This is a genomic window from Rhodococcus sp. AQ5-07, from assembly GCF_009707305.1.
Taxonomy (GTDB): Bacteria; Actinomycetota; Actinomycetes; order Mycobacteriales; family Mycobacteriaceae; genus Rhodococcus_F; species Rhodococcus_F erythropolis.
Map to the genome: position 1 here is coordinate 310,653 of NZ_CP046099.1, position 26,329 is coordinate 336,981.

At 62.9% G+C, this 26,329-nt stretch carries 22 protein-coding genes; 15 read left to right on the forward strand and 7 right to left on the reverse strand.

The features are described from left to right. Positions 1-387 precede the first annotated feature (387 nt). Both rpoB and GJB56_RS01595 read left to right on the forward strand, forming a co-directional pair. Positions 388-3,894, forward strand: coding sequence for a DNA-directed RNA polymerase subunit beta (rpoB, locus tag GJB56_RS01590; protein WP_019744305.1), 3,507 nt, complete (start codon positions 388-390; stop codon positions 3,892-3,894). Positions 3,895-4,011: 117 nt separating this feature from the next. Further along, entirely contained in the window at positions 4,012-7,968 is a 3,957-nt protein-coding gene (locus GJB56_RS01595) for a DNA-directed RNA polymerase subunit beta' (RefSeq protein WP_019744304.1), read from the forward strand. Positions 7,969-8,063: 95 nt separating this feature from the next. On the opposite strand, the gene GJB56_RS01600 is transcribed toward GJB56_RS01595, so the two are convergent. After that, positions 8,064-8,450, reverse strand: coding sequence for a glyoxalase superfamily protein (locus GJB56_RS01600; RefSeq protein WP_003942070.1), 387 nt, complete (start codon positions 8,448-8,450; stop codon positions 8,064-8,066). Between the two features lie 88 nt (positions 8,451-8,538). On the opposite strand from GJB56_RS01600, the gene GJB56_RS01605 reads away from it, so the two are divergent. Next, on the forward strand, positions 8,539-9,546 hold the full coding sequence (locus GJB56_RS01605) for an LLM class flavin-dependent oxidoreductase (protein WP_113682376.1): 1,008 nt from the start codon (positions 8,539-8,541) through the stop codon (positions 9,544-9,546). A 13-nt stretch (positions 9,547-9,559) separates the two neighbouring features. Here GJB56_RS01605 and GJB56_RS01610 read toward each other — a convergent pair whose 3' ends face one another. After that, positions 9,560-10,057, reverse strand: a complete 498-nt coding sequence (locus GJB56_RS01610) for a SixA phosphatase family protein (protein WP_007728426.1) — start codon at positions 10,055-10,057, stop codon at positions 9,560-9,562. A gap of 73 nt (positions 10,058-10,130) precedes the next feature. On the opposite strand from GJB56_RS01610, the gene GJB56_RS01615 reads away from it, so the two are divergent. Then, complete coding sequence (locus GJB56_RS01615) at positions 10,131-10,331, forward strand: hypothetical protein (RefSeq protein WP_003941897.1); 201 nt, start codon at positions 10,131-10,133, stop codon at positions 10,329-10,331. Here GJB56_RS01615 and GJB56_RS01620 read toward each other — a convergent pair. Further along, a complete protein-coding gene (locus GJB56_RS01620) occupies positions 10,328-11,086 on the reverse strand; it encodes an acyl-[acyl-carrier-protein] thioesterase (protein ID WP_020906825.1) in 759 nt (252 codons plus the stop codon). The genes GJB56_RS01615 and GJB56_RS01620 overlap by 4 nt on opposite strands. 44 nt (positions 11,087-11,130) lie before the next feature. Further along, the gene (locus tag GJB56_RS01625) at positions 11,131-12,120 is read right to left on the reverse strand and encodes an NAD(P)-dependent alcohol dehydrogenase (protein WP_113682377.1); all 990 of its coding nucleotides are present in this window, start codon (positions 12,118-12,120) and stop codon (positions 11,131-11,133) included. A 65-nt stretch (positions 12,121-12,185) separates the two neighbouring features. Between GJB56_RS01625 and GJB56_RS01630 the strand changes: the two genes are divergently transcribed. The 7 genes from GJB56_RS01630 (at position 12,186) to GJB56_RS01660 (ending at position 18,685) form a co-directional block, all read left to right on the forward strand. Continuing rightward, positions 12,186-12,842, forward strand: coding sequence for a TetR/AcrR family transcriptional regulator (locus GJB56_RS01630; protein WP_113682378.1), 657 nt, complete (start codon positions 12,186-12,188; stop codon positions 12,840-12,842). Positions 12,843-12,921: 79 nt separating this feature from the next. After that, a complete protein-coding gene (locus GJB56_RS01635; protein WP_019744299.1) occupies positions 12,922-13,887 on the forward strand; it encodes an NADPH:quinone oxidoreductase family protein in 966 nt (321 codons plus the stop codon). Between the two features lie 89 nt (positions 13,888-13,976). Next, on the forward strand, positions 13,977-14,447 hold the full coding sequence (locus GJB56_RS01640) for a MarR family winged helix-turn-helix transcriptional regulator (protein ID WP_003941890.1): 471 nt from the start codon (positions 13,977-13,979) through the stop codon (positions 14,445-14,447). After that, complete coding sequence (locus GJB56_RS01645) at positions 14,444-15,976, forward strand: DHA2 family efflux MFS transporter permease subunit (protein WP_003942006.1); 1,533 nt, start codon at positions 14,444-14,446, stop codon at positions 15,974-15,976. The genes GJB56_RS01640 and GJB56_RS01645 overlap by 4 nt, the downstream gene beginning before the upstream one ends. 147 nt (positions 15,977-16,123) lie before the next feature. Continuing rightward, complete coding sequence (locus tag GJB56_RS01650; protein ID WP_113682448.1) at positions 16,124-17,218, forward strand: LLM class flavin-dependent oxidoreductase; 1,095 nt, start codon at positions 16,124-16,126, stop codon at positions 17,216-17,218. Then, entirely contained in the window at positions 17,205-17,678 is a 474-nt protein-coding gene (locus tag GJB56_RS01655; RefSeq protein WP_113682379.1) for a MarR family winged helix-turn-helix transcriptional regulator, read from the forward strand. Before GJB56_RS01650 ends, GJB56_RS01655 begins: the two co-directional genes overlap by 14 nt. Positions 17,679-17,698: 20 nt before the next feature. Beyond that, on the forward strand, positions 17,699-18,685 hold the full coding sequence (locus GJB56_RS01660; protein ID WP_195849575.1) for a pirin family protein: 987 nt from the start codon (positions 17,699-17,701) through the stop codon (positions 18,683-18,685). Positions 18,686-18,725: 40 nt separating this feature from the next. Here GJB56_RS01660 and GJB56_RS01665 read toward each other — a convergent pair whose 3' ends face one another. Genes GJB56_RS01665 through GJB56_RS01675 form a run of 3 tightly spaced genes read right to left on the reverse strand, consistent with a single transcriptional unit; the run spans position 18,726 to position 20,955 of the window. Then, positions 18,726-19,253, reverse strand: a complete 528-nt coding sequence (locus GJB56_RS01665) for a gamma carbonic anhydrase family protein (RefSeq protein WP_003941993.1) — start codon at positions 19,251-19,253, stop codon at positions 18,726-18,728. 44 nt (positions 19,254-19,297) lie between these two features. Beyond that, positions 19,298-20,158 carry an EamA family transporter gene (locus GJB56_RS01670; protein ID WP_020968975.1) on the reverse strand — a complete coding sequence of 287 codons (861 nt, stop codon included), beginning with the start codon at positions 20,156-20,158 and terminating at the stop codon, positions 19,298-19,300. Further along, positions 20,155-20,955 (reverse strand): crotonase/enoyl-CoA hydratase family protein, encoded by an 801-nt coding sequence (locus GJB56_RS01675; RefSeq protein ID WP_113682381.1) that lies wholly within the window; start codon positions 20,953-20,955, stop codon positions 20,155-20,157. The genes GJB56_RS01670 and GJB56_RS01675 overlap by 4 nt, the downstream gene beginning before the upstream one ends. A 109-nt stretch (positions 20,956-21,064) precedes the next feature. Here GJB56_RS01675 and GJB56_RS01680 point away from each other — a divergent pair, with 109 nt between their 5' ends. From GJB56_RS01680 to GJB56_RS01695, 4 genes are read left to right on the forward strand one after another with little or no spacing between them, the layout of a single operon-like run. Then, positions 21,065-21,865, forward strand: a complete 801-nt coding sequence (locus GJB56_RS01680; protein ID WP_031331858.1) for a TIGR03084 family metal-binding protein — start codon at positions 21,065-21,067, stop codon at positions 21,863-21,865. After that, positions 21,862-23,583, forward strand: a complete 1,722-nt coding sequence (locus tag GJB56_RS01685) for an acyclic terpene utilization AtuA family protein (protein ID WP_113682382.1) — start codon at positions 21,862-21,864, stop codon at positions 23,581-23,583. Before GJB56_RS01680 ends, GJB56_RS01685 begins: the two co-directional genes overlap by 4 nt. Continuing rightward, positions 23,580-24,728 carry an acyl-CoA dehydrogenase family protein gene (locus GJB56_RS01690; protein ID WP_113682383.1) on the forward strand — a complete coding sequence of 383 codons (1,149 nt, stop codon included), beginning with the start codon at positions 23,580-23,582 and terminating at the stop codon, positions 24,726-24,728. The genes GJB56_RS01685 and GJB56_RS01690 overlap by 4 nt, the downstream gene beginning before the upstream one ends. Continuing rightward, positions 24,725-26,323: an acyl-CoA carboxylase subunit beta gene (locus GJB56_RS01695; protein ID WP_019744291.1), complete on the forward strand. Its 1,599-nt coding sequence runs from the start codon at positions 24,725-24,727 to the stop codon at positions 26,321-26,323. Before GJB56_RS01690 ends, GJB56_RS01695 begins: the two co-directional genes overlap by 4 nt. Positions 26,324-26,329 lie beyond the last annotated feature (6 nt).

Genomic DNA, 26,329 nt, shown 5'->3' on the forward strand with positions numbered 1-26,329 from the left:
TTTTCGTATGTGACGCCGTTGCTGGCTACACTTCCGGTGGCGGTGTTCGAATGCGCGTCACGAATGTTCGAATGCTGCGACACGCGCTCTCGCCCTTGACGGAGCGGTCCGCAAGGTCCACTCTGATCGGTGAACATGCACGGACGAGTGATCGGCAGTCTCACGTCAGTATCTGAATTCGACCCTCAGTTACACCCGACTCGACATTTCCAGAGTAAGGGTGTACTTTTGGACGTTGCGCTGGCTGCCTCCTGTCCACCCCTCGTCTCAACCGCTGCGAAGTCAAGTACTTCTTGCTTTCTGCGACGGGTTTCGTTCGGGTTGTAACCAGCGAAATTCGAAGCAGATACAGCGGCGGTCGCAACAGCACGGAGCGGCCCGCGTGAGGTGCTGGAAGGACGCATCTTGGCAGTCTCTAGCCAGACCAAGGCAGTTTCCGGAATCCCCGGAGCCCCGAAGAGGGTTTCGTTCGCGAAAGTTCGCGAACCCCTCGAAGTTCCCGGGCTTCTTGACGTACAGACAGATTCGTTCGAGTGGCTGATCGGCGCGCAGAGTTGGCGTGAACGAGCAGCGGCACTCGGCGACAATGCAGTGTCCGGTGGTCTCGAGGACATCCTCGCGGAGCTTTCTCCGATCGAGGATTTCAACGGCACTATGTCGCTGTCCTTCTCCGACCCTCGATTCGACGAGGTCAAGGCCTCGACGGACGAGTGCAAAGACAAGGACATGACCTACGCGGCGCCGTTGTTCGTCACCGCGGAGTTCATCAACAACAACACTGGTGAGATCAAGAGCCAGACGGTCTTCATGGGAGATTTCCCGATGATGACCGACAAGGGCACCTTCATCATCAACGGCACCGAGCGTGTGGTCGTCTCGCAGCTCGTGCGTTCCCCCGGTGTGTACTTCGACATGAGCGTCGACAAGAGCACCGAGAAGGATCTGCACAGCGTCAAGGTGATCCCGGGTCGCGGCGCATGGCTCGAGTTCGACGTCGACAAGCGCGACACCGTTGGTGTCCGTATCGACCGCAAGCGTCGTCAGCCTGTCACCGTCCTGCTCAAGGCACTCGGCTGGACCACCGAGCAGATCACGGAGCGCTTCGGCTTCTCCGAGATCCTCATGGCCACGCTGGAGAAGGACAACACCGCCGGCACCGATGAGGCGTTGCTCGACATCTACCGCAAGCTGCGTCCGGGCGAGCCCCCCACCAAGGAGAGCGCGCAGACCCTGCTGGAGAACCTGTTCTTCAAGGACAAGCGCTACGACCTCGCTCGCGTGGGTCGTTACAAGATCAACAAGAAGCTCGGCCTGAACGCGGGTCAGCCGATCGTTGCATCCACGCTCACCGAAGAAGACATCGTCGCCACCGTCGAGTACCTCGTGCGTCTGCACGCAGGTGACACCTCGATGACGGCTCCGGGCGGCGTCGAGGTTCCCGTCGAGGTCGACGACATCGACCACTTCGGCAACCGTCGTCTGCGTACCGTCGGCGAGCTCATCCAGAACCAGATCCGCGTGGGCCTGTCCCGCATGGAGCGTGTGGTTCGTGAGCGCATGACCACGCAGGACGTCGAGGCAATCACGCCTCAGACGCTGATCAACATCCGGCCCGTCGTCGCTGCGATCAGGGAGTTCTTCGGAACCTCCCAGCTGTCGCAGTTCATGGACCAGAACAACCCGCTGTCGGGGCTGACGCACAAGCGTCGTCTGTCCGCCCTCGGCCCGGGTGGTCTGTCCCGTGAGCGCGCCGGCCTCGAGGTTCGCGACGTTCACCCGTCGCACTACGGCCGCATGTGCCCGATCGAGACCCCGGAAGGCCCGAACATCGGCCTGATCGGTTCGCTGTCGGTCTACGCCCGCGTCAACCCGTTCGGTTTCATCGAGACCCCGTACCGTCGCGTCGTCGACGGACAGGTGACCGACGAGGTCGACTACCTGACCGCTGACGAAGAAGACCGCCACGTAGTCGCGCAGGCCAACTCGGCCATCGACCGCGAGGGTCGCTTCACCGACTCGAAGATTCTCGTCCGCCGTAAGGGTGGCGAGGTCGAGTTCGTCGCGTCCTCCGACATCGACTACATGGACGTTTCGCCGCGTCAGATGGTGTCCGTCGCAACCGCGATGATTCCGTTCCTCGAGCACGACGATGCAAACCGTGCCCTGATGGGCGCCAACATGCAGCGTCAGGCTGTCCCGCTGGTTCGCAGCGAGGCACCTCTCGTCGGAACCGGCATGGAGCTGCGTGCAGCTGTGGATGCCGGCGACGTCATCATCACCGAGAAGACCGGTGTCGTGGAGGAGATCTCCGCGGACTACGTCACGGTGATGGCTGACGACGGAAGCCGCAAGACGTACCGGATGCGCAAGTTCGCGCGTTCCAACCAGGGCACGTGCGCCAACCAGCGTCCGATCGTGGACGAGGGACAGCGTGTCGAGGCCGGCCAGGTTCTGGCCGACGGCCCTTGCACCGAGAACGGTGAGATGGCGCTGGGCAAGAACTTGCTCGTCGCGATCATGCCGTGGGAAGGCCACAACTACGAGGACGCGATCATTCTGTCGCAGCGTCTCGTGGAAGAGGACGTCCTGACCTCGATTCACATCGAGGAGCACGAGATCGATGCCCGCGACACCAAGCTCGGTGCCGAGGAAATCACTCGCGACATCCCGAACGTCTCCGACGAGGTCCTCGCCGACCTCGACGAGCGCGGCATCATCCGTATCGGTGCCGAGGTTCGTGACGGCGACGTGCTGGTCGGAAAGGTCACGCCGAAGGGCGAGACCGAGCTGACCCCCGAAGAGCGCCTCCTTCGCGCCATCTTCGGTGAGAAGGCTCGCGAGGTTCGTGACACGTCCCTCAAGGTTCCTCACGGTGAGACCGGCAAGGTCATCGGAATCCGCGTGTTCTCACGTGACGAAGACGACGATCTACCTCCCGGTGTCAACGAGTTGGTCCGCGTCTACGTGGCACAGAAGCGCAAGATCCAGGACGGCGACAAGCTCGCCGGCCGCCACGGTAACAAGGGCGTCATCGGCAAGATCCTGCCGCAGGAAGACATGCCGTTCCTCTCGGACGGCACGCCTGTCGACATCATCTTGAACACGCACGGTGTCCCGCGTCGTATGAACATCGGTCAGGTCTTGGAGACCCACCTCGGGTGGATCGGCAAGACCGGCTGGAACATTCAGATCGCGTCCGACGGCACTCGTCCCGACTGGGCTGCGACCCTGCCGGAAGAGATGCTGTCCGCTCCGGCCGACTCGAACATCGCCACCCCGGTGTTCGACGGTGCGAAGGAAGACGAGCTCACCGGTCTCCTCGGCGCGACGCTGCCGAACCGTGACGGCGAGCAGATGGTCGGACCCGACGGAAAGGCCACCTTGTTCGACGGCCGCTCCGGCGAGCCGTTCCCGTACCCGGTCTCGGTCGGTTACATGTACATCATCAAGCTGCACCACTTGGTCGACGACAAGATCCACGCTCGTTCGACCGGTCCGTACTCGATGATCACGCAGCAGCCTCTCGGTGGTAAGGCCCAGTTCGGTGGCCAGCGCTTCGGTGAGATGGAGTGCTGGGCGATGCAGGCCTACGGCGCGGCTTACACGCTGCAGGAACTGCTGACCATCAAGTCGGACGACGTGGTCGGTCGAGTCAAGGTGTACGAAGCCATCGTCAAGGGCGAGAACATCCCCGAACCCGGCATCCCCGAGTCGTTCAAGGTGCTCCTCAAGGAGCTCCAGTCGCTCTGCCTCAACGTGGAGGTGCTGTCCTCGGACGGCGCGGCCATCACGATGGCGGACGGCGACGACGAGGACTTGGAGCGGGCCGCAGCGAACCTGGGCATCAACCTGTCCAGGAACGAAGCTGCGACGGTCGACGACCTCGCGAACTAGGTTTCGGTCCCCGGGTTGCTCTTGAAAGAGCGGCCCGGGGGCGTAGTTCACATTTGAATTGGCAGTCAGGTTGCCGGGTGACCGGCAACCGTAACCCCAACGGGGAAAGGAAGTTACGTGCTCGACGTCAACTTCTTCGATGAACTCCGCATTGGCTTGGCCAGTGCAGAGGACATCCGCAATTGGTCCTACGGCGAGGTCAAGAAGCCGGAGACCATCAACTACCGCACGCTCAAGCCCGAGAAGGACGGCCTCTTCTGCGAGAAGATCTTCGGCCCCACCCGGGACTGGGAGTGCTACTGCGGTAAGTACAAGCGTGTCCGCTTCAAGGGCATCATCTGTGAGCGCTGTGGCGTCGAGGTCACTCGCGCCAAGGTTCGTCGTGAGCGTATGGGTCACATCGAACTGGCCGCACCGGTCACGCACATCTGGTACTTCAAGGGTGTTCCGAGCCGTCTCGGTTACCTGCTCGACCTGGCTCCGAAGGATCTCGAAAAGATCATCTACTTCGCTGCCTACGTCATCGTCGGCGTCGACGAGGAGCTCCGTCACAACGAGCTGTCCACCCTCGAAGCCGAGATGCAGGTCGAGAAGAAGACCGTCGCAGATCAGCGCGACGCCGATCTCGAGGCACGTGCGCAGAAGCTCGAAGCCGACATCGCCGAGCTCGAGGCAGAGGGCGCGAAGTCCGATGTCCGCCGCAAGGTCAAGGACGGCGGCGAGCGCGAAATGCGTCAGCTCCGTGACCGCGCGCAGCGTGAGCTGGATCGTCTCGACGAGATCTGGACCACCTTCACCAAGCTGAGCGTCAAGCAGCTCATCATCGACGAGCTCCTGTACCGCGAGCTGGTCGACCGTTACGGCGAGTACTTCACGGGTGCGATGGGCGCAGAGTCCATCCAGATCCTGATGCAGAACTTCGACCTCGACGCCGAGGCAGAGTCTCTCCGCGAGACCATCCGCAGCGGCAAGGGCCAGAAGAAGCTGCGTGCACTCAAGCGCCTCAAGGTGGTTGCGGCATTCCAGACCAACGGCAACTCGCCGATGGGCATGGTCCTCAACGCTGTTCCGGTGATCCCGCCGGAGCTTCGCCCGATGGTTCAGCTCGACGGTGGACGTTTCGCGACGTCCGACCTCAACGACCTGTACCGCCGCGTCATCAACCGCAACAACCGCCTCAAGCGACTGATCGACCTCGGTGCTCCCGAGATCATCGTCAACAACGAGAAGCGGATGCTGCAGGAGTCGGTCGACGCCCTGTTCGACAACGGTCGTCGTGGACGTCCGGTCACCGGACCGGGTAACCGCCCGCTGAAGTCCCTGAGCGATCTGCTCAAGGGCAAGCAGGGTCGTTTCCGTCAGAACCTGCTCGGTAAGCGCGTCGACTACTCGGGTCGTTCCGTGATCGTCGTCGGTCCTCAGCTCAAGCTGCACCAGTGTGGTCTGCCCAAGCTGATGGCTCTCGAGCTGTTCAAGCCGTTCGTGATGAAGCGTCTGGTCGATCTCAACCACGCGCAGAACATCAAGTCGGCCAAGCGCATGGTCGAGCGCAAGCGCGTCCAGGTGTGGGACGTCCTCGAAGAGGTCATCGCCGAGCACCCCGTGCTGCTCAACCGTGCACCTACGCTGCACCGTCTGGGTATCCAGGCATTCGAGCCGCAGCTCGTCGAGGGCAAGGCCATTCAGCTCCACCCGCTGGTGTGTGAGGCCTTCAACGCCGACTTCGACGGTGACCAGATGGCTGTTCACCTCCCGCTGTCGGCAGAGGCTCAGGCCGAGGCACGCATCCTGATGCTGTCCTCGAACAACATCCTCTCGCCTGCTTCGGGTCGCCCGCTCGCCATGCCGCGTCTGGACATGGTCACGGGTCTGTTCCACCTGACCCGTCTCGACGAGGGTGTCACCGGTGAGCTCGTTGCTCCGACCAACGACGAGGCAGAGCAGGGCGTGTACTCCTCGCCCGCCGAGGCTCAGATGGCAGTCGACCGCGGCGCGCTCTCGGTTCAGGCTCAGATCAAGGTGCGTCTGACGCAGCAGCGTCCGCCGCGCGACCTCGAGAACGAACTGTTCCCCGAGGGCTGGAAATACGGTGACGGCTGGACCGCCACCACGACGCTCGGCCGTGTGCTCTTCAACGAGCTGCTTCCGGCGGACTACCCGTTCGTCAACGAGCAGATGCCGAAGAAGCGCCAGGCGACGATCATCAACGATCTCGCCGAGCGGTACCCGATGATCGTGGTTGCTCAGACCGTCGACAAGCTCAAGGACGTCGGGTTCTACTGGGCCACCCGTTCGGGTGTCACGGTCTCGATTTCCGACGTGCTCGTGCCGCCGGAGAAGCCTGCCATCATCGAGGACTTCGAGGCTCAGGCCGACAAGATCGAGAAGCAGTACCAGCGTGGTGCTCTGGACAAGAAGGAGCGCAACAGCGCTCTGGTCACCATTTGGCAGGAAGCGACCGACAAGGTCGGCAAGGCCATGGAGGCTCACTTCCCCGACAGCAACCCGATCCCGATGATCGTGAAGTCCGGCGCAGCCGGCAACATGACTCAGGTTCGCTCGCTCGCCGGTATGAAGGGTCTGGTGACAAACCCGAAGGGTGAGTTCATCCCGCGTCCGATCAAGTCTTCCTTCAAGGAAGGCCTGACCGTTCTCGAGTACTTCATCAACACGCACGGTGCTCGTAAGGGTCTGGCCGATACCGCACTCCGCACCGCCGACTCGGGCTACCTGACCCGTCGTCTGGTGGACGTTTCGCAGGACGTCATCGTCCGCGAGGTCGACTGTGGAACAGAGCGCGGCATCGTCACCACGATCGCCGAGAAGCAGGCCGACGGCACGATGATCCGCGATGCTCACGTGGAGACCAGCACGTACGCCCGTACCTTGGCGGCCGATGCAGTCGACGCGAACGGCACCGTCATCGTCGAGCGTGGCCACGATCTCGGTGACCCCGCGATCGATGCTCTGCTCGAAGCCGGCATCACGACGGTCAAGGTCCGCTCGGTCCTGACCTGCACCACCGGCACCGGCGTTTGCGCCACTTGCTACGGCCGTTCGATGGCCACCGGCAAGCTGGTCGACATCGGTGAGGCTGTCGGTATCGTCGCCGCACAGTCGATCGGTGAGCCCGGTACCCAGCTGACCATGCGTACCTTCCACCAGGGTGGTGTCGCAGGAGATGACATCACCGGCGGTCTGCCGCGTGTCCAGGAGCTGTTCGAGGCACGTGTGCCCAAGGGCAAGGCTCCTATCGCGGACGTCACCGGTCGGGTACAGCTCGAAGACGGCGATCGTTTCTACAAGATCACCATCGTTCCGGACGACGGCGGCGAAGAGGTTGTCTACGACAAGCTCAGCAAGCGTCAGCGTCTGCGCGTCTTCAAGCATGCAGACGGTCGCGAAAGCCTCTTGGCTGACGGTGACCACGTCGAGGTCGGACAGCAGCTCATGGAAGGTGCTGCCGATCCCCACGAGGTCCTGCGAGTCATGGGTCCGCGTCAGGTTCAGATCCACTTGGTCAACGAGGTCCAGGAGGTGTACCGGAGCCAGGGTGTGTCGATCCACGACAAGCACATCGAGGTCATCGTGCGCCAGATGCTTCGTCGCGTGACGATCATCGATTCCGGTGCCACCGAGTTCCTGCCCGGTTCGCTCACCGAGCGCGCCGAGTTCGAGTCGGCAAACCGCCGCGTTGTCGCCGAGGGTGGCGAGCCCGCAGCCGGCCGTCCGGTGCTCATGGGTATCACGAAGGCGTCGCTCGCGACGGATTCGTGGCTGTCCGCGGCATCGTTCCAGGAGACCACTCGTGTCTTGACCGACGCGGCTATCAACTGCCGCTCGGACAAGCTGATCGGTCTGAAGGAAAATGTCATCATCGGCAAGCTGATCCCTGCCGGTACCGGTATCAACCGTTACCGCAACATCCAGGTTCAGCCCACCGAAGAGGCACGCGCCGCTGCTTACGCAGTGCCGTCGTACGACGACCAGTACTACAGCCCGGACGGCTTCGGCCAGAACACCGGTGCTGCAGTTCCGCTGGACGACTACGGCTTCAGCAACGACTACCGCTAGTCGGGTAGTCGCATGTGACGACTACCGCTAAGCGTTAGTTCGTAGAAAATCCCCCCACCTCGAAAGAGGTGGGGGGATTTTTCATCTCGCTCGCTTCAGGAGTTGCTGCCGCTGAGATCCGGGATGACGATCTCCTGGACAGCCCACTTGTTGCCGTCGGGGTCGGCGAAGTAGATGAATCTGCCCCAAGCCTGGTCGTCGATCGGGCTGATGTCGATGCCGCGGCTCTTGAACTCGCGCTCAGCCTCTTCGATGTCCTTGACCACTACCTGCATGCCGACGACGGAACCGGGCTCGGCGTCGGTGATTCCCTTGCCGATGCAGATCGAGCAGGCCGAACCGGGTGGGGTCAGCTGGACGAAGCGCAGGTCCTCGCTGACCGTGTGATCGTGGTCGGCGTTGAAGCCGAGGCGGACGTAGAAGTCCTTGGCGCGGTCGATGTCGGTGACGGGAATGGCGACCAGTTCGAGCTTGATGTCCATGACGTGCCCTTCATGTGATGGTGGATTCCGGCGACAGGTCCAGTGTTGCGGGGATTGCGGTCAGAAACGGTCCTCATTAGGCGCCCGGATGAAACTTTCCGAATTCCTTGTTGCTCCGAGAGTGCTTCTCTCACTGCTCGACCGATCCCGAACCAGGAGCGGATACCCCGACTCCGCAGCTCTGACGCATTCCGTCGAACGCGCCGCGCACGCCGACGCTCTCGGCTACCACCGGTTCTGGGTGGCCGAGCATCACGCGGTGCCCGGGATCGGGAGTGGGTCGCCGGCAGTACTGCTTGCCGCGATCGGCGCGCATACGCGCGATATCAGACTCGGGAGCGGTGGGGTCATGCTGCCGAATCACCAACCGCTGATCGTCGCCGAGCAGTTCTTGATGCTGGAGGCTCTGTACCCGGGGCGAATCGATCTCGGCCTCGGCCGATCGCTGGGATTCACGGAACCTGTTCGTCAGGCACTACGACGCAGCAAGGATGCTCCGGACACGTTTGCGTCAGATCTCGATGAGGTGAGGCGCTATCTGGACGGATCCGCGGCAGTGACGGCACGGCCGGCGTCGGAGACCGGGGTGCCGATCTTCGTACTCGCGACGCGTACAGGTTTGAAAGTGGCAGCGCAACTGGGGCTTCCGGTGGTCGTGGGTGGGCCGATACTCGGAATCGGGAGCACCGACCGGGTGGATGCATTGGACGAGTACCGCCGAGCTTTCCGGGCCACCGACGCTCATCCCGAACCCTATGTGGTGGTTTCTCTCGAAGTGGCGGTTGCCGATACCACCGACGCGGCGCGTGAGTTGCTGATCCCGGAGGCATACGCGCTCGCAGAATCGTCACGGACGGGGGAGTTTCCGCCGCTCGCGTCGCTGGACGGGATCAGGCGCGCCCCGCGCAGTGATCGAAATGCCAGGCGTATCGAGTCGTTCATGGCGTCGGCGCTGCACGGCACACCTGTCGAGGTGAAACAACAGCTTCACGATCTCGCCGAGCGGACCGGTGCCGACGAAGTGCTGGCGTCGACGTCGACGTACGACCGTGACACGCTTGCACTTTCGGACCGCCTGCTACGTGAGGTGCTTTAGCGGTGTGGTTGATCTAACGGGGCACGTGAAACTCGAGCAGAGTGGCGACGGAGTCGTCGAGTTCGGTCCACGGCACCGGTACGGAGAGGACGGCGATCGCCGAAGTCGGGAACTTGTCGCGGATACGTTGGGCCGCTTCGGAGTTTTCGTTCGATGCGAGATCGAGTGCAGTCCAGGGAATTCCGGGTTCGTGTCCGACGATCAGGAGCGTCTTGACGTGGTCGGACGTGGTTCGCGCAGCTGCAATGACGTCTGCGGGTGAGCCGCCGTAGATGGACTTCTCGAATCCGGCGGGAGCTTCGATTCCCGTCGAGGCAAGGGTTTCGACGGTGCGCCGGGAGGTGGAGCACAGAACGGCGTCTACGGGCGGGACGTTTTCGCGGATCCATTCGCCGCCGATGCGGGCCTCGCGCAGGCCCCGTTCGGCGAGCGGACGCTCGTGATCACGGATGCCCTCGGGGTAGCTGGACTTGCCGTGTCGCATGAGGACGAGGGTGCGGTGGTCGGCCATGCGTTCACGGTATCCGCTTTGTGCCCGTCAGTCCGGTTACTCTGGATGGTCAGGACCTTGAAGGAGGTTTTCGATGGCCGGTAAGAAGCTCGATCGAACTAATGCCCGAACTGCACTCGAGGTGGTACGCGAAAGCCCCACCATCGCTTTCATCACCGTTGCCCCGGCAGTGGTCGTGTTCGGCGTGGTGTGGTGGCTCTTCGGTTTCTGGGCCGCGATTCTTCTTGCGTTGGTGTTCGGTGTCGCGGCTGTCGCGACCCAGAAACTGCGTTAGAGGGCGCTCACCTGCGCAACTGCGCGGAGCGCTTCGCCGACCAGGAACCAGACCGTGACGGTCTTGTCGTCGACGCGGCTGCGCAGGACGACGTCGTCGCTGGAGACGATGGGGGAGAGGTACTCGATCAGTGCTCGATGCGGAACTGTACGCAGTTCGGTGCGCGCGCTGAGGACCTCTTCGACTGCCTGCCAGTAGACGGCGTTGTTGACGTGGTCGAACGGGTCGATATCCGTGGCGCGCAGAGCGAACGGCGTGTCCAGAACACCCGCGTCGTCTGCCTCCGGTGCGTTCTCGGCGAGGACACGCTTCCACTTCAGGCGATGCTCGTCGGTGGATTCTTCCAACGGCCGCATGAAGTCGTCGCTCATCCTGGTGGGCATGCCTGACTCGGCGCTGATGTTGATCCAGAAGCCTTCGGTTTCCATCAGCGCGCCGTTGCTGCCGTCGAAGCGCACGCGCATGTTCGCCCATCTCGTGGAGAAGCCGGAGCACCAGCGAGTCATCGTCAACTCTTCCGGCCAGATCGCCGGGCGTACGACATCGACGACCGTACGACGCACTATCCAGAGCGGATGAGTGTCGATGGCGCCGGCGGCTTCGATGTTGTCGTTGCCGATGTCCTGCAGATAACGGGCGACGGCGTCGAGCCTGACCTGCTTGGCGACGTCGATGTCGCCGGTACGGACCGGGCGGGACTTGACGAAGATCGGTCCTCTGTCTGGCTGCGGCGCGAGCGTGAGATCTGGGTTCACGTGAGATTCCTGTTCGCTGGAGTGAGCCGATTCTGTCAGGCTTTTCAGCGAGTGGCGATTATCTGCTTTCCGCAGCCGGAACCGTCGACCATTCGTGCCACGGCGACGGCGGTGTCGGCAAGGGGATGAACGGAGTCGATCACCGGGGTGATGACACCTGCGTCGATCATTGCCGTCAGCACCTCCAGATCCTCGGCGTTCTCCGAAGCCATCAAAGACCCGAGCTTCTGAGATGCGAACGGAGACAAGCACAGTGCGCGGATTTGGCGATCGATTCCGCCGAGCCACCGTCCGCCGTTCTCGCCGCCCACGATCACGAGCCTTCCGGTGCGTGTGAGCGCCCGTCGAAGATCTCGCAGTCGGCGGTTGCCGCCGGTGTCGATGATGACGTCGTACCGATGCGATCCGTCGGTGGCGTCGTCGACGCGGTAGTCGAGAACCTCGTCGGCACCGAGGGAGCGGACGGTATCGGTTTTCGAGGTGCTGCATACGCCGGTGACGAGCGCGCCCATGGCTTTCGCCACCTGCACCGCGTAGATCCCGACGCCACCGGATGCACCGAGAACGAGGACGGATTGCCCCGCCTGCACGCGGCCGTGGTCGCGCACGGCTTGCAGCGCTGTGAGGGCGGAGACCGGCACCGCTGCTGCTTGTGCGAACGACAACCGGGCAGGTTTTGCGGCAATCTTCGTCTCGAGTGCGCACGCGTACTCCGCAAACGAACCGACCGCGATCCCGTATACCTCCTGGCCGAGTGCCACGCGGGTCACCGAACTGCCGACGGCCTCGACTCGGCCGGACACGTCCAGTCCGCGGACCCGGTTCTCAGGTCTGCGCAGTCCAAATCCCGCGAGGCGCAACGGATATGGCAGTCCGGCCATGAGATGCCATGCCCCGCGGTCGACGGACGCGGCCTCGACGCGAATCAGCACTTCGTTGTCGGCGACAGTGGGGCGCGGAATGTGGTCGAAGTAGAGAACGTCGGCTTCGCCGTAGCGATCCTGTACGACGGCGGTCATCAGTTCCTGCGGCATGCGAGTCTCCGTTCGTCGAATGCTTACGCCGTAAGTATTGCACTTACGGTGTAAGTTCTGTCAATGTGGAGAAGCGCACAAGATTGACCCGAGATGACGTTGTACGCGCTGCCGTGGCGCTTGCAGATTCCGTCGGAATCGATTCGATGACCATGCGGAAGCTGGGGACCGAACTGGGCGTCGAGGCGATGTCTCTGTACAACCATGTTTCGGACAAGGGGGATCTGCTCGACGGAATGGTCGATGCGGTCTTTGCGGAGATCGATCTTCCGACGCCGGGACTGCCGTGGCGAACGGAAGTTCACGCGCGAGCGGTATCGACTCGGGAGGTGCTGGGGAGGCACCCGTGGGCAACTCCGTTGATGGAGTCCCGAACGACGCCTGGTCCCGCGACCCTGCGCCACCACGACGCCGTCATCGGAACACTACGCGCTGCCGACTTTCCGGTCGCCCTTGCTGCGCATGCCTTTTCGATCATGGATGCGTACATCTACGGCTTCGTGCTGCAAGAGGTGAGCTTGCCGTTCGAAACAGCGCAGGAAACGACGGAACTGGCGAAGGCGATCATGGGCTCGTTCGAGAGCGGTCAGTATCCGCACCTGGCCGAGTTGACCACCGAGCACGTCCTAGCTCCGGGATACAACTACGCCGCCGAATTCGCTTTCGGTCTTGATCTGATTCTCGACGGACTCGAACGTCTGCACATCGGGAGCGAACGATGATCTGACGTGAGTACCGGGTTAAAGTCGAGAAAACCGGGTTACCGGTCCAGACTTCAGATGTCCCGAAGAGGAGCTTTCTGTGCGCGCCATGGTGGTTACGGAACTGTCCGGTCCCGAAGGAATTGTGGCGCAGGAGGTTCCCGAGCCCGCAGCCGAAGGTCTTGTTCTCATCGATGTGAAGGCCAGTGGCGTCTGCTTTCCGGACCTACTCATCACCTACGGCAAGTATCAGATCCGCCCGGAACCGCCGTTCATTCCCGGCGCGGAGATCTCGGGCGTCGTGGTCTCCGCGCCGGAGGGGTCGGGTTTCGCTCCGGGCGATCGTGTTCTCGCGGCCGCGTATCTGGGCGGCTATGCAGAGCGGATTGCCGTCAACCCGGCGCAGGTACTCCGAATTCCGGACGGACTCGCCTTCGACGAGGCGGCCTCTCTGATCATCAACTATCAGACGATGGAGTTCGCGCTGGCTCGTCGCGCGAAGATCGTCGCGGGGGAGACGGTCGTCGTGCTCGGCGCTGCGGGCGGAGTCGGAACGGCAACCATCCAGCTGGCCAAGGCGCACGGCGCTCGGGTGATTGCTGTAGTGCGACGCGAGGGTGTCGAGGACTTCCTGCGTGAGCTCGGTGCCGACGAGGTTGTCGCGCTGGCTCCGGGATGGGGAGAGCGGATTCGGGAACTGACCGACGGCGTCGGCGCTCAGATCGTGGTAGATCCGGTAGGCGGGGATGCGTTCGACGACGCGGTCCGGGTTCTGGCGCCGGAGGGGCGTCTTGTGGTTATCGGTTTTGCCGGCGGCGGCATTCCTCAGGTCAAGGTGAACCGGGTGCTGTTCCGCAACATCAGCATTGTCGGCGCGGCGTGGGGCGAGTTCACGCGCACCAATCCCGAAGCGGTAGCCGAGGTGCATGCATCGCTGGTAGAACACGTCCGGAACGGCTTGCGTCCGCTGGTCAAGGCACGGTATCCGCTTGCCGACGCAGCAGTTGCCCTGGCGGATCTCGAAAGCGGCAAAGTTCTCGGAAAGGCCATCTTGCTGCAGGAATGATTCTTCGCAACGTGATGGTGCTCACCAAATAATAAGTTGCAACATGTTTTCATTTGGGCAATAGTTGCAACCGCACTACCATTTGCCAGGTGATCGCTTCCGATTCTGATGACCTGTATGGAGCACTCGACGAGTTGTTCACTCGCCTGATGAGCGCCGGTGATTCGGAGTCGATCGATGCGTTGATCGAACTGGATCTCTCGTTCTCTCAGGTGCGTGTGCTGTTCGTACTTGCACAACGTGATGCGGCGATCCCGATCAACGAGGTTGCCGACGAGCTTCGGCTCTCGGTGGCAGCTACGGGGCGGAACATCGATCAGCTCGTGAACATGGGTCTGGTCGATCGCCGTGAAGACGAGCGGGACCGACGCGTCAAGCGGGTTTCCTTGTCGGAGGCCGGTCGTAAGGTGACGACCAACCACATCGAGTGCAAGCGCGGCCAGCTTCGCGAATTCGCGTCGCGTGTTCCTGAGCCAGAGCGGATTCGTTTGTTCGAGGCTCTCAAGCCCATTCTCGCGGGTGACTATCTGCGAGCACTTAACCAGGAGACTTCGCGATGACATCGCCGAACGCGCCGGCACCGGCGTCCGACAAACTTGACGGGGCGGTCCTCAAGATCGCTTCCGTGGTGGTGCTCGGCGCCATCATGTCGATTCTCGACGTAACCGTGGTGAGCGTCGCGCTCACCACTTTTGCCGAGGACTTCGAAACTTCGTACGCCACCGTCGCGTGGACGATGACGGCCTACACGCTCGCCTTGGCGACGGTCATTCCGGTTACCGGTTGGGCTGCCGACCGTTTCGGCACCAAGCGCCTGTACATGACGGCCCTGGTGCTGTTCGTGCTCGGTTCGGTCGCTTGTGCGATGGCGTGGGACATCACCTCGCTCATCGGCTTCCGCGTGCTCCAGGGTCTCGGCGGCGGCATGTTGATGCCGCTCGGTATGACGATCATGACCCGGGCCGCCGGTCCGGACCGTGTCGGTCGTGTCATGGCAGTTCTCGGTATCCCGATGCTGCTCGGTCCTATCGGCGGCCCGATTCTCGGTGGTTGGCTGATCGAGGCCGCGAGCTGGCACTGGATCTTCCTGATCAACTTGCCGATCGGCATCATCGCTCTGGCTGCTGCGTTCATCATTCTGCCGTCCGACAAGGCGAAGCCTTCGGAGTCCTTCGACTTCCTCGGCATGATCCTGCTGTCGCCCGGCCTGGCGCTGTTCCTGTTCGGTGTGTCGTCCATCCCTGAGGTGGGAACCGTCGCGTCCGCTCGGGTTCTGGTGTCGGCCGGTATCGGTCTGGCACTGATCATCGCCTTCGTGTTCCACGCGCTCAACAAGGATCACCCGCTGATCGACCTGCACCTGTTCAAGAACCGTCAGTTGACCACCGCCGTCATCACGACGTCGCTGTTCATCGTCGCGTTCATGGGCGCCGGGTTGCTGTTCCCGAGCTACTTCATTCAGGTCGGCGGGCACACCACGCTCGCGGCCGGATTGTTGATGGCTCCACAGGGTCTGGGCGCTATGGTCACCATGCCGATCGCTGGTCGACTGGTCGACAAGATCGGCCCGGGCAAGATCGTCCTGACCGGTTTGCCGCTGATTCTCATCGGTTTGGGTGTGTTCACACAGGTTGCCTCGGATTCCCCGACGTGGCTGCTGATGGGCGCCTTGTTCGTCATGGGCCTCGGTATGGGTTGCACCATGATGCCGCTGATGACCGCAGCTATCGTGACGCTCTCCAACGAGCAGATCGCTCGCGGCTCCACTCTGATGAACATCGTTCAGCAGACCGCAGGTTCGATCGGTACCGCCGTGATGTCGGTGGTCTTGACCAACCAGCTTCTCGATCGTGGCCTCGATACGACGATGGTCGGTGCGGCGTCGCACATTCCGACCGAGCCGGGAAGTCCGCAGGAGTCTGCTGCCAATTCGATTCTCAGTGCGGCGTCGGACGCTTTCGGCAACACCTTCCTCGTTGCCACTGTGCTGATCGTCCTGACCCTCATCCCGGCGTTCTTCCTGCCGCGGAGCAAGACCACCAGGCCGGTGGCCGAGGGCGAGACGGCAACGCCGATCGTTATGCACTGACCGCTTTTCGGTAGATCGTTTGTCCAGGTGAGGGCGGCACACATCTTGTGTGCCGCCCTCATCTTTTTGCCGTGGAATACAGCTGGATGGTTGAATGTTTGATCAGTTACATGCAAACGCATGGATCTAGTTCGCGGAGGAGCAACCATGCAGTTCGGAATCTTCACGGTTGGTGACGTCACCACTGATCCCACGACGGGTAAGACCCCGACAGAGCACGAGCGCATCAAGGCCATGACGACCATCGCCAAGCACGCCGAGGAAGTCGGTCTCGACGTCTTCGCGACCGGCGAGCACCACAACAAGCCGTTCGTGCCGTCATCTCCGACCACGATGCTCGGATACATCGCGGCCCAGACCAAGAAGATCACGCTCTCCACGTCCACGACGCTGATCACCACCAATGACCCGGTGAAGATCGCCGAGGATTACGCGATGCTTCAACACCTCGCTGAGGGGCGTGTCGATCTGATGATGGGTCGCGGAAACACCGCGCCTGTGTACCCGTGGTTCGGCAAGGACATTCGCGCCGGTATCCCGTTGGCGCTCGAGAACTATCAACTTCTTCGCCGGCTCTGGGACGAGGAGGTCGTGAACTGGCAAGGGGAGTACCGCACACCACTCCAGGGATTCACGTCCACCCCGCGCCCGCTGGACGGCGTCGCGCCGTTCGTGTGGCACGGTTCGATCCGCAGCCCCGAGATCGCGGAGATCGCGGCGTATCACGGCGACGGATTCTTCGCGAACAACATCTTCTGGCCGAAAGAGCACTACATCGAGCTGATCAATCTCTACCGCCAGCGTTACGAGCATTACGGCCACGGCTCCGCGGATCAGGCGATTGTCGGTCTCGGTGGTCAGGTCTTCATGCGCACGAACAGTCAGGACGCGGTCAAGGAATTCCGTCCGTATTTCGACAATGCTCCGGTGTACGGCCACGGGCCCTCACTCGAAGAGTTCACCGAGCAGACGCCGCTGACCGTCGGTTCCCCTGAGCAGGTCATCGAGAAGACGTTGGCGTTTGCCGATTTCTTCGGCGACTACCAGCGCCAGCTGTTCCTGATGGATCACGCCGGGCTGCCGCTCAAGACGGTGCTCGAGCAGCTCGATCTGCTCGGTGAGGAAGTTGTTCCGGTTCTGCGCCGTGAGTTCGCGGCCAGGCGGCCAGCACATGTGCCGGACAACCCGCCCACTCACGCGTCGATGAAGGCGGCTCGTGAGGCAAGCAGTGTCACTGCCTGACGAGCAACCGCCTGAGGTTCCGGTCAGCACCACCGAACTCGCCACCGACGCCTGGGAAGCCTTGTTTCGCGCCCAGGTGTCGGTGCTGCGGCGGTTGGCTGCCGACGACGTCTGGGATCAGGTGTCGATGCGCGAGTACGACGTGCTGTTCACATTGAGCCTCACACCGAGTAGTTCACTTCGCCTGCATGACCTGAATCGCGAGATCCTGTTGAGCCAGCCGTCACTCAGCCGCCTGGTAGAACGGTTGGAGGGTGAAGGTCTGGTATCGAGAAGTGTTGATCCACAGGATCGCCGCGGGACGATCGTGCAACTCACCGAAGCGGGTGCAGCGCTGCAGAAATCAGTGGGTCGCCGTCATGCGGCGAGCATTCGTCGCCACGTCGGACCGGCCCTGGGCGCGGATGAACTTCGACTGTTGGCCGAATTGTGCACGCGTCTGCGTCTCGCGCAGTCATGACTAGAGGCAGGATGGACGATATGAGCAACCTCGAAGCGCAGCCCGTCGAGCAGGAATGCGAAGGCCATCCGGCGGAGAGCGAGATTCAGATTCTCACCCCGCGCGACGTACCGCTCGGTGGCCCGCGGGCGATGCGAGTGCGTCGCACCCTTCCGCAACGCGAGCGTTCGCTGATCGGGGCATGGTGTTTTGCCGATCATTACGGTCCGGATGACGTCGGCTCAGGACCGGGCATGCATGTGCCGCCGCATCCGCATACCGGATTGCAAACGGTGAGTTGGCTGTTCACCGGAGAGATCGAGCACCGTGACAGCATCGGTTCCCATGCAATGGTGCGGCCGGGTGAACTGAATTTGATGACGGCCGGGAGTGGGATCGCGCACTCCGAGGTGTCGACGCCGAATACGAAGGTTCTGCACGGGATGCAGTTGTGGGTGGCGCTGCCGGATGCGGCGCGCGATACCGCACCCGCGTTCGTTCACTATCGACCGGAGCCGGTGACCACCGATGGTGTCACGCTCAGTGTGTTCCTCGGCTCGCTCGCCGGTGACACGTCTCCGGTGTCTACCTTCACCGAATTACTCGGTGCCGAGGTGATTCTCGATCCTGGGGCCGAGATCGCCCTCGATGTCGATCGTTCACATGAGCACGGCGTGATCGTCGATCAAGGATCGGTTGTTCTGCGTGGTACCACCGTCGGCTGGGCCGAGTTGGGTTATCAAGCACCAGGTTTCGGAAAACTGACTTTGCGCAATCCGGGATCCGAACCGGCTCGACTGCTACTGCTCGGCGGGAAACCGTTGGGCGAGCAGGTCATCATGTGGTGGAACTTCATGGGTCGTACCCACGAAGAGATCGTCGAGTATCGACGCAAGTGGCAGACCGAGCTGGCCTCCGGATTCGACGGCAGCGTCCCGGACCAGCGTTTCGGCGTCGTGCCGGGATACGACGGCCCGGCGCTCCCGGCACCCGAGTTGCCGAACAGTACGTTGCGGCCCCGAGGCTAGTCGTTGCTCTTGCGGCTACCGTCCGCGAGCATCGTCTCGATCAGGCCTGTTCGATGTCCTGGTGAGCCTTCGCGAGCATGATGTAGCCGGCGCCGTTGGCGGTGATACCGGCCTTTTCGCCTTCGGAGAGTTCACGTTTGACCTTGGCGGGCACGCCGGCGACCAGTGATCCAGGCGGGATTTGCATCCCCTGAGACACGACCGCACCGGCTGCAATCAGTGATCCCGAACCGATGTGTGCGCCGTTGAGCACCACGGCACCCATGCCGACGAGAACGTCGTCTTCGACGGTGCACCCGTGCAGCACTGCGTTGTGGCCGACCGAGATTCGCTCGCCCAGCACTGCGGGGAACGTCGGGTCGGCGTGCACGGTGCAGTTGTCCTGAATGTTGGTGTCAGCGCCGATGGAGATCGATTCGGCGTCGCCGCGGATAACCGCGCCGTACCAGATGCTGGCTCCCGCAGCGATGGTCACAGCGCCGACAACGGTGGCGTTGGGTGCGATGAACGCACTTTCGTCGATCTGTGGGGTGTTACCGAGAACGGTGGCGATGATCGGGTTGGTCATGGTTCTCCTGTGCGTTGGAATGACGTGCTCTGACGGTACCTGGACTATTTCGGTGTGGACTTTCGATTCATGACTACCGTCCCGACACCCGCGGTCACCACCAGTCCGATGGCGACGAGTGTGAAAGCGTCGAGCGTTTGCCCGATCACGAGGACTCCGGCCAGTGCGGCCGCTGCCGGTTCGAGGGCGATGAGGACCGCGAAGACCTTCTTGGCCAAGGAGCGCAGCGCCCACATTTCCAAGCTGTACGGGATGACGGACGAGAGGACGGCGACGGCCGCGCCTGCGGCGAGCATCTTCGGATCCAGCAGTTCACTTCCGCCCGAGACGACGCCGAAGGGGAGCGTCAAGACGGCTGCGACGATGCTTGCCCCTGCCAACCCGTCGGCACTCGGGAGCGTCGCGGCCAGGTGGGAACCGGCCACGATGTAGCCGGCCCACGCAGTCGCGGCGATCAACGCGAACATCACCCCGATTGGGTCCAATCCGGATTCGCCGTGATCCCCCAACCCGAGCAGCAACACTCCGCCGAAGGCGAGCAGCACCCACGCTCCGTCGGCCCACCGACGCGACAGAACTGCGGCCAGCGTCAACGGTCCGAGGAACTCGATGGTGACGGCCGTGCCGATGGGCACCGTGTCGAGGGCGAGGTAGAAGGCGCCGTTCATCACGGCGAGGGCGATGCCCAGCGCGAAGATGCCTTTGCGTTGCCGGTTCGACCACCTGCTCCATCGTGGGCGGACGATGACGCCGAGGATGATCGCGGCGATCGTCAGCCGCAGCGTCGTGGCTCCGGCGGGCCCGATCTGCGAGAACAATGTCGTCGCGAATGCCGCTCCGAACTGGAGCGACAGTATCGAGGTGAGGACCGCGCCGACCGGCAGTAGCTGACTGCCCGCCTTCATTCTCCGGTGAACTCGGGACTTCGACGCTCGAGCATCGCGGCGACGGCTTCGTGGTGATCTCGGGTGTGGTGGGCGATCGACTGCATGGCGGCCGAGAGTTCGAGCAGGCTCTCGAGGCTCTGGTGCTGGCCTTCGCGGAGGAGTCTCTTGGTCATGCGGAGTACCTGCGGGGGATTGGCGGCTACACGAGCTGCCAAAGCGTGCGCTGCGGAAAGCAATTCCTCGGGTTCGGTGATCTGCGAGACCAGACCCCAGTCGAGTGCCTTCGCAGCATCGATGGGTTCGCCGGTGAATGCCATCTCGGCGGCGCGGGCGTTGCCGATCGCGCGGGGGAGCAGCCAGGCTCCGCCGTCGCCGGGGATGAGTCCCACCTTGACGAAGCTCTCGGCGAAGACTGCGGCGGTCGAGGCGATGCGGAGGTCACACATGAGGGAGAGGTCGCAGCCCGCTCCGATGGCCGGGCCGTTGACGGCTGCGATGGTCGGCACCTCACATGTGTACAGCGCGAGCGGAATGCGCTGGATGCCGTGCCGGTAGCCCTGGCGGATCTCGCCGGGAGCACCACCGAACATGCCTTCCTTGTCTCGCATGTGTTTGACGTTGCCGCCGGAGGAGAAAGCCGACCCGGCCCCCGTGAGGATGACCGCTCGCACACTCTGATCTCGGTTGACTGCGGTGACCGCGTCTTCGAGGGCCTCGATCATGTCGATCTCGGAGATCGCGTTGCGGGTGTCCGGGCGATTGAGGGTCCACGTGACCACATCGCCGGTTCGCGAGATCAGTACGGCGTCGCTCATGGGTGCTCCTGGTAGTCGATGGCAGTTGAGCTCAGTCTCTCACCACAAGATTTCTCAATAACAATCATTCGTGCTTGATTTTTATGGACCCGGGTGTGATGCTGGTCGCATGGCCGAACTTCAGACGTTCATCGATGACTTGCGGGCCGAAGGCGAGAGCCTCGACGCCCTGGTTGCGGATCTGCCCGAGGAGAAGTGGGCGACAATGACGCCGGCGGAAGGGTGGAGCGTCGCGCATCAGATCGGGCACCTGCACTGGACGGACAGTGCTGCGATCCTGGCGATCACCGACCCGGACGGGTTTGCGGAGCAGTTGAAGGCGGCGTTCGTGAATCCGGCGGGATTTGTCGACGACGGTGCTGCCGAGCAGGCGGCCCGCCCGCCGGCGGAGTTGCTCGCCGATTGGCGAGCGGGGCGCACCGCTCTCGTCGAGGCTCTCACCGCCGCCCCGTCCGGTACCAAGTTTCCTTGGTACGGCCCGCCCATGGGCGGAGTGTCCATGGCAACTGCGCGATTGATGGAGACGTGGGCGCACGGGCAGGACGTTGCCGACGCACTCGGCGTCGAGCGAGCCCCGACGGCGCGCATCAAGAACATCGCTCATCTGGGTGTCCGTACGCGGAACTTTGCGTACTCGGTCAACGAGAAGACGCCGCCCGCCGACGATTTCCGGGTTGAGTTGACGGCGCCGGACGGTTCGCTCTGGACCTGGGGGCCGGAAGATGCACCGCAGAAGGTGACCGGGCCCGCATTGGACTTCTGTTTGCTGGTCACTCAGCGTGCCAATCGCGCCGATCTCGATCTGGTTGCCGTTGGTGCCGACGCGGACGAGTGGCTCGGGTTCGCGCAGGCATTTGCCGGACCCAGCGGTGAGGGACGAGCCGCACGAGAAGCGAAGGTGGGCAAATGAGTTCGGTACGGATCGGTAACTGCTCCGGGTTCTACGGCGACCGCATCTCGGCGATGCGCGAGATGCTCGAGGGCGGCGACCTCGACTACCTGACCGGCGACTACCTTGCCGAGTTGACGATGTTGATCCTCGGACGGGACAGGATGAAGGACCCGTCGCTCGGCTACGCGAAGACGTTCCTGCGACAGGTGGAAGACACCCTCGGACTTGCGCTCGACAAGGGCGTGAAGATCGTCGCGAATGCCGGCGGACTCAACCCGGCCGGACTGGCGCACGCGCTGCGCGAGGTCAACACCAAGCTGGGGTTGAACGCGAAGATCGCCCACGTCGAGGGCGACGATCTGGTCTCTCGGGCAGACGAACTCGGACTCGGCTCCCCGCTCACGGCCAACGCGTACCTCGGCGCCTGGGGCATCGTCGAAGCATTGTCAGCCGACGCCGATGTCGTGGTCACCGGACGTGTCACCGACGCTTCGGTGATCGTCGGTCCCGCCGCTCACCATTTCGGTTGGAAGCGAGATGATTTCGATCAGCTGGCCGGTGCTGTCGCGGCGGGCCACGTCATCGAGTGCGGAACCCAGGCCACCGGCGGCAACTACGCGTTCTTCGCCGAGATTCCGAATCTGGGCCGTCCTGGCTTCCCGATCGCCGAGATCAACGCGGACGGGTCTTCGGTCATCACCAAGCATGCCGGAACGGACGGCGAGGTGAGCGTCGGCACCGTGACGGCGCAGCTGCTGTACGAGATCACGGGTGGGCGCTACGCAGGCCCGGACGTGACCACCCGCATCGACAACGCGGTGCTCACCCAGGAAGGCCCGGATCGGGTGCTGATCAGCGGCGTCACGGGCGAGGCTCCGCCGCCGCAGTACAAGGTCTCACTCAACACGCTGGCCGGGTTCCGCAACGAGGCCACGTTCATCCTCACGGGTCTCGACATCGAGGCCAAGGCCGATCTGGCGAAGACTCAACTCGAATCCTGGCTGACGAAGAAGCCCGCCGAACTGGTCTGGACTCTCGCTCGCACGGATCATCCGGATTCCGACACCGAGGAAACCGCGAGTGCGTTGCTGCGCTGCGTGGTTCGCGATTCCGATCCCAAGGTGATCGGTCGTCCCTTCTCTGCGGTTGCGGTGGAAATGGCACTCGCCAGTTACCCAGGCTTCTCGCTGACCGCGCCGCCGAGCAACGGACAACCGTATGGAGTGTTCACCCCCGGCTACGTCGACGCCGGATCGGTGCCTCACATGGCCGTACTGCCCGACGGCACTCGCGTGGACATCGCTCCGTCGACGCTGACGCGGGACCTCGAAGCCGTCGACGAACCTGAGCGTCCGGAACCGTTGCCGCCACAGTCTTCGCTTTCGGTGCCACTCGGCACGATCGCCGGTGCCCGTAGTGGCGACAAGGGTGGAAATGCCAACGTCGGCGTCTGGGTTCGCACGGACGATCAGTGGAAGTGGTTGGCGCACAACCTGACCGTCGAAATGCTCAAGGAACTGCTACCGGAAGCAGCAGACCTGAACGTCACTCGCTACCAGCTTCCGCACCTTCGTGCCGTCAACTTCGTGATCGAGGGAATCCTCGGTCAGGGTGTCGCCTCACAGGCACGGTTCGATCCGCAGGCCAAGGGAATTGGTGAATGGCTGCGCTCGCGCCACATCGACATCCCGATTTCGCTACTCCCCGTAACTGACGAGAAAGAGGATTCACGGTGACCGTGTGGACCACACCGGAAAGGCTTGCGCTTCGCGAGACCGTACGCGGATTCGTGAACCAGGAGATTCTGCCGCATCTGACGCAGTGGGAGCGCGACGGCGAGATTCCGCGCGAATTACACCGCAAGGCAGGCGCTCTCGGGCTGCTCGGCGCCAGTGCTCCCGAATCGGTGGGCGGTGAGGGCGGCGACGCCGTCGACTCCATCGTGATCTGTGAGGAGATGCATCAGGCAGGTGCGTCGGGCGGGCTGTTCGCATCGCTCTTCACCTGCGGCATCGCGGTGCCGCACCTGATCGCGGCCGGCGACGAGGCGCAGATCGAGAAGTGGGTCAAGCCGACCCTGCGCGGCGACAAGATCGGCTCGCTCGCCATCACCGAGGCCGGCGGAGGCAGCGACGTCGGGCACCTGACAACCACAGCCAAGTGCGACGGCGATCATTACGTCGTGAACGGCGCCAAGACGTTCATCACCTCCGGCGTTCGAGCCGACTTCGTCGTTACCGCAGTGCGCACCGGTGGTCCCGGCGCGGGTGGTGTCTCACTGCTCGTGATCGAGAAGGGCACACCGGGATTCACCGTCTCGCGCAAACTCGAGAAGATGGGCTGGCGTGCATCCGATACCGCGGAACTGTCCTTTGTCGATGCCCGGGTTCCGGTGGAGAATTTGGTCGGCGCAGAGAACAGCGGCTTCGCGCAGATCGCCCAGGCATTTGTTTCCGAACGTGTCGCGCTCGCCGCGCAGGCGTATGCCAGTGCAGAACGTTGCCTGGAGCTGACCCTCGAATGGTGCCGCGCCCGCGAAACTTTCGGTCGGCCCCTCATCAGTCGGCAGGCCGTGCAGAACACCGTCACCGAGATGGCCCGCAAGATCGACGTCGCCAAGGTGTACACCCACTCGGTGATCGAGCGGTACATGGCCGGTGACGGCGACCTGATCGCCGAGGTGTGCTTCGCGAAGAACACGGCAGTCGAGACGGGCGAATGGGTTGCGAACCAAGCCGTTCAGCTGTTCGGCGGCCTCGGATACATGCAGGAAAGTGAAGTGGAGAGGCAGTACCGGGACATGCGAATTCTGGGAATCGGTGGCGGAACCACCGAAATCCTCACCGGCCTCGCGGCCAAGCGATTGGGGTATCAGTCATGAGTGTCATCCGGTCAACGCTGGACACCAATTCCGAGGTGTATCAGACCGCAACATCGACCATGAACACCAAGCTCGCCGAGATCGAGGTCGAGCACGCCAAAGCGCTTGCCGGTGGCGGCGAGAAGTACACCGAGCGGCACCACAAACGGGGAAAGCTTCTGGCGCGCGAGCGGATCGAACTCCTGCTCGATCAGGATTCGCCGTTTCTCGAGCTGTGTCCCCTCGCTGCATGGGGGAGTGACTTCCCGGTCGGCGCCAGCACCGTGGTCGGTATCGGCGTTGTCGAAGGTGTCGAATGCCTGATCGTCGCCAACGATCCCACTGTGCGCGGCGGCACCAGCAATCCGTGGACGCTGCGTAAGGGATTCCGCGCCAACGACATCGCCATGCAAAATCGCCTCCCGGTGATCTCGCTGGTCGAGTCCGGCGGTGCAGACCTGCCGACGCAGAAGGAGGTGTTCATCCCGGGCGGGCGTATGTTCCGTGACCTCACACAGCTTTCCGCAGCCGGTATCCCCACCATTGCACTGGTCTTCGGTAACTCGACTGCCGGCGGCGCGTACATCCCGGGCATGTCCGACCACGTCGTGATGATCAAGGAACGCTCCAAGGTGTTCCTCGCAGGCCCGCCGCTGGTCAAGATGGCCACCGGTGAGGAATCAGATGACGAGGCACTCGGCGGCGCCGAAATGCACGCTCGCAAGTCCGGGTTGGCTGACTACTTCGCAGCCGACGAGCAGGACGCGATCCGCATCGGTCGCTCGATCGTCAAGCGACTCAACTGGACCAAGAAGGGGCCGGCGCCTCGCGCGGAGATCATCGAACCGCTCGAGGATCCGGAAGAGTTGCTCGGCATCGTTCCGGCCGACCTGAAGATTCCGTTCGATCCGCGTGAGGTCATCGCCCGTATCGTCGACGGTTCCGACTTCGACGAGTTCAAGCCGCTCTACGGTTCCTCCCTCGTGACCGGCTGGGCCGAACTCAACGGTTACCCGATCGGCATCTTGGCCAACGCACGTGGAGTGCTCTTCAGTGAGGAGTCCCAGAAGGCAACGCAGTTCATCCAGCTCGCCAACCGCTCCAACACGCCGTTGCTGTTCCTGCACAACACCACCGGCTACATGGTGGGTAAGGAATACGAGGAGGGCGGCATGATCAAGCACGGATCGATGATGATCAATGCGGTAGCCAACTCCAAGGTTCCGCACATCTCGATCCTGCTCGGAGCGTCGTACGGCGCCGGTCACTACGGCATGTGCGGACGGGCATTCGATCCGAGATTCCTCTTTGCCTGGCCCAGTTCCAAGTCCGCCGTCATGGGCGGTGCGCAGCTTGCCGGCGTCATCTCCATCGTGGGACGCGCTGCTGCCGAGGCCCGCGGCCAGGTTTTCGACGAGCAGGCTGATGCCGGCATGCGCGCGATGATCGAGAACCAGATCGAGGCCGAGTCACTTCCGATGTTCCTGTCCGGGCGTCTGTACGACGACGGCGTCATCGATCCCCGAGACACCCGCACCGTGGTGGGAATGTGCCTGTCGGCCATTGCCACCGCCCCGATCGAAGGCACCGAGAACTTCGGCGTCTTCCGTATGTGAGGCACG

Bases quoted from the DNA above. Each gene is read 5' to 3' on its own strand.
- GJB56_RS01600 (WP_003942070.1), bottom strand. From the start codon at position 8,450: ATGGACATCAAGCTCGAACTGGTCGCCATTCCCGTCACCGACATCGAC.
- GJB56_RS01605 (WP_113682376.1), top strand. From the start codon at position 8,539: ATGAAACTTTCCGAATTCCTTGTTGCTCCGAGAGTGCTTCTCTCACTG.
- GJB56_RS01610 (WP_007728426.1), bottom strand. From the start codon at position 10,057: ATGGCCGACCACCGCACCCTCGTCCTCATGCGACACGGCAAGTCCAGC.
- GJB56_RS01615 (WP_003941897.1), top strand. From the start codon at position 10,131: ATGGCCGGTAAGAAGCTCGATCGAACTAATGCCCGAACTGCACTCGAG.
- GJB56_RS01625 (WP_113682377.1), bottom strand. From the start codon at position 12,120: ATGCCGCAGGAACTGATGACCGCCGTCGTACAGGATCGCTACGGCGAA.
- GJB56_RS01645 (WP_003942006.1), top strand. From the start codon at position 14,444: ATGACATCGCCGAACGCGCCGGCACCGGCGTCCGACAAACTTGACGGG.
- GJB56_RS01650 (WP_113682448.1), top strand. From the start codon at position 16,124: ATGCAGTTCGGAATCTTCACGGTTGGTGACGTCACCACTGATCCCACG.
- GJB56_RS01660 (WP_195849575.1), top strand. From the start codon at position 17,699: ATGAGCAACCTCGAAGCGCAGCCCGTCGAGCAGGAATGCGAAGGCCAT.
- GJB56_RS01665 (WP_003941993.1), bottom strand. From the start codon at position 19,253: ATGACCAACCCGATCATCGCCACCGTTCTCGGTAACACCCCACAGATC.
- GJB56_RS01670 (WP_020968975.1), bottom strand. From the start codon at position 20,158: ATGAAGGCGGGCAGTCAGCTACTGCCGGTCGGCGCGGTCCTCACCTCG.
- GJB56_RS01675 (WP_113682381.1), bottom strand. From the start codon at position 20,955: ATGAGCGACGCCGTACTGATCTCGCGAACCGGCGATGTGGTCACGTGG.
- GJB56_RS01680 (WP_031331858.1), top strand. From the start codon at position 21,065: ATGGCCGAACTTCAGACGTTCATCGATGACTTGCGGGCCGAAGGCGAG.
- GJB56_RS01685 (WP_113682382.1), top strand. From the start codon at position 21,862: ATGAGTTCGGTACGGATCGGTAACTGCTCCGGGTTCTACGGCGACCGC.
- GJB56_RS01695 (WP_019744291.1), top strand. From the start codon at position 24,725: ATGAGTGTCATCCGGTCAACGCTGGACACCAATTCCGAGGTGTATCAG.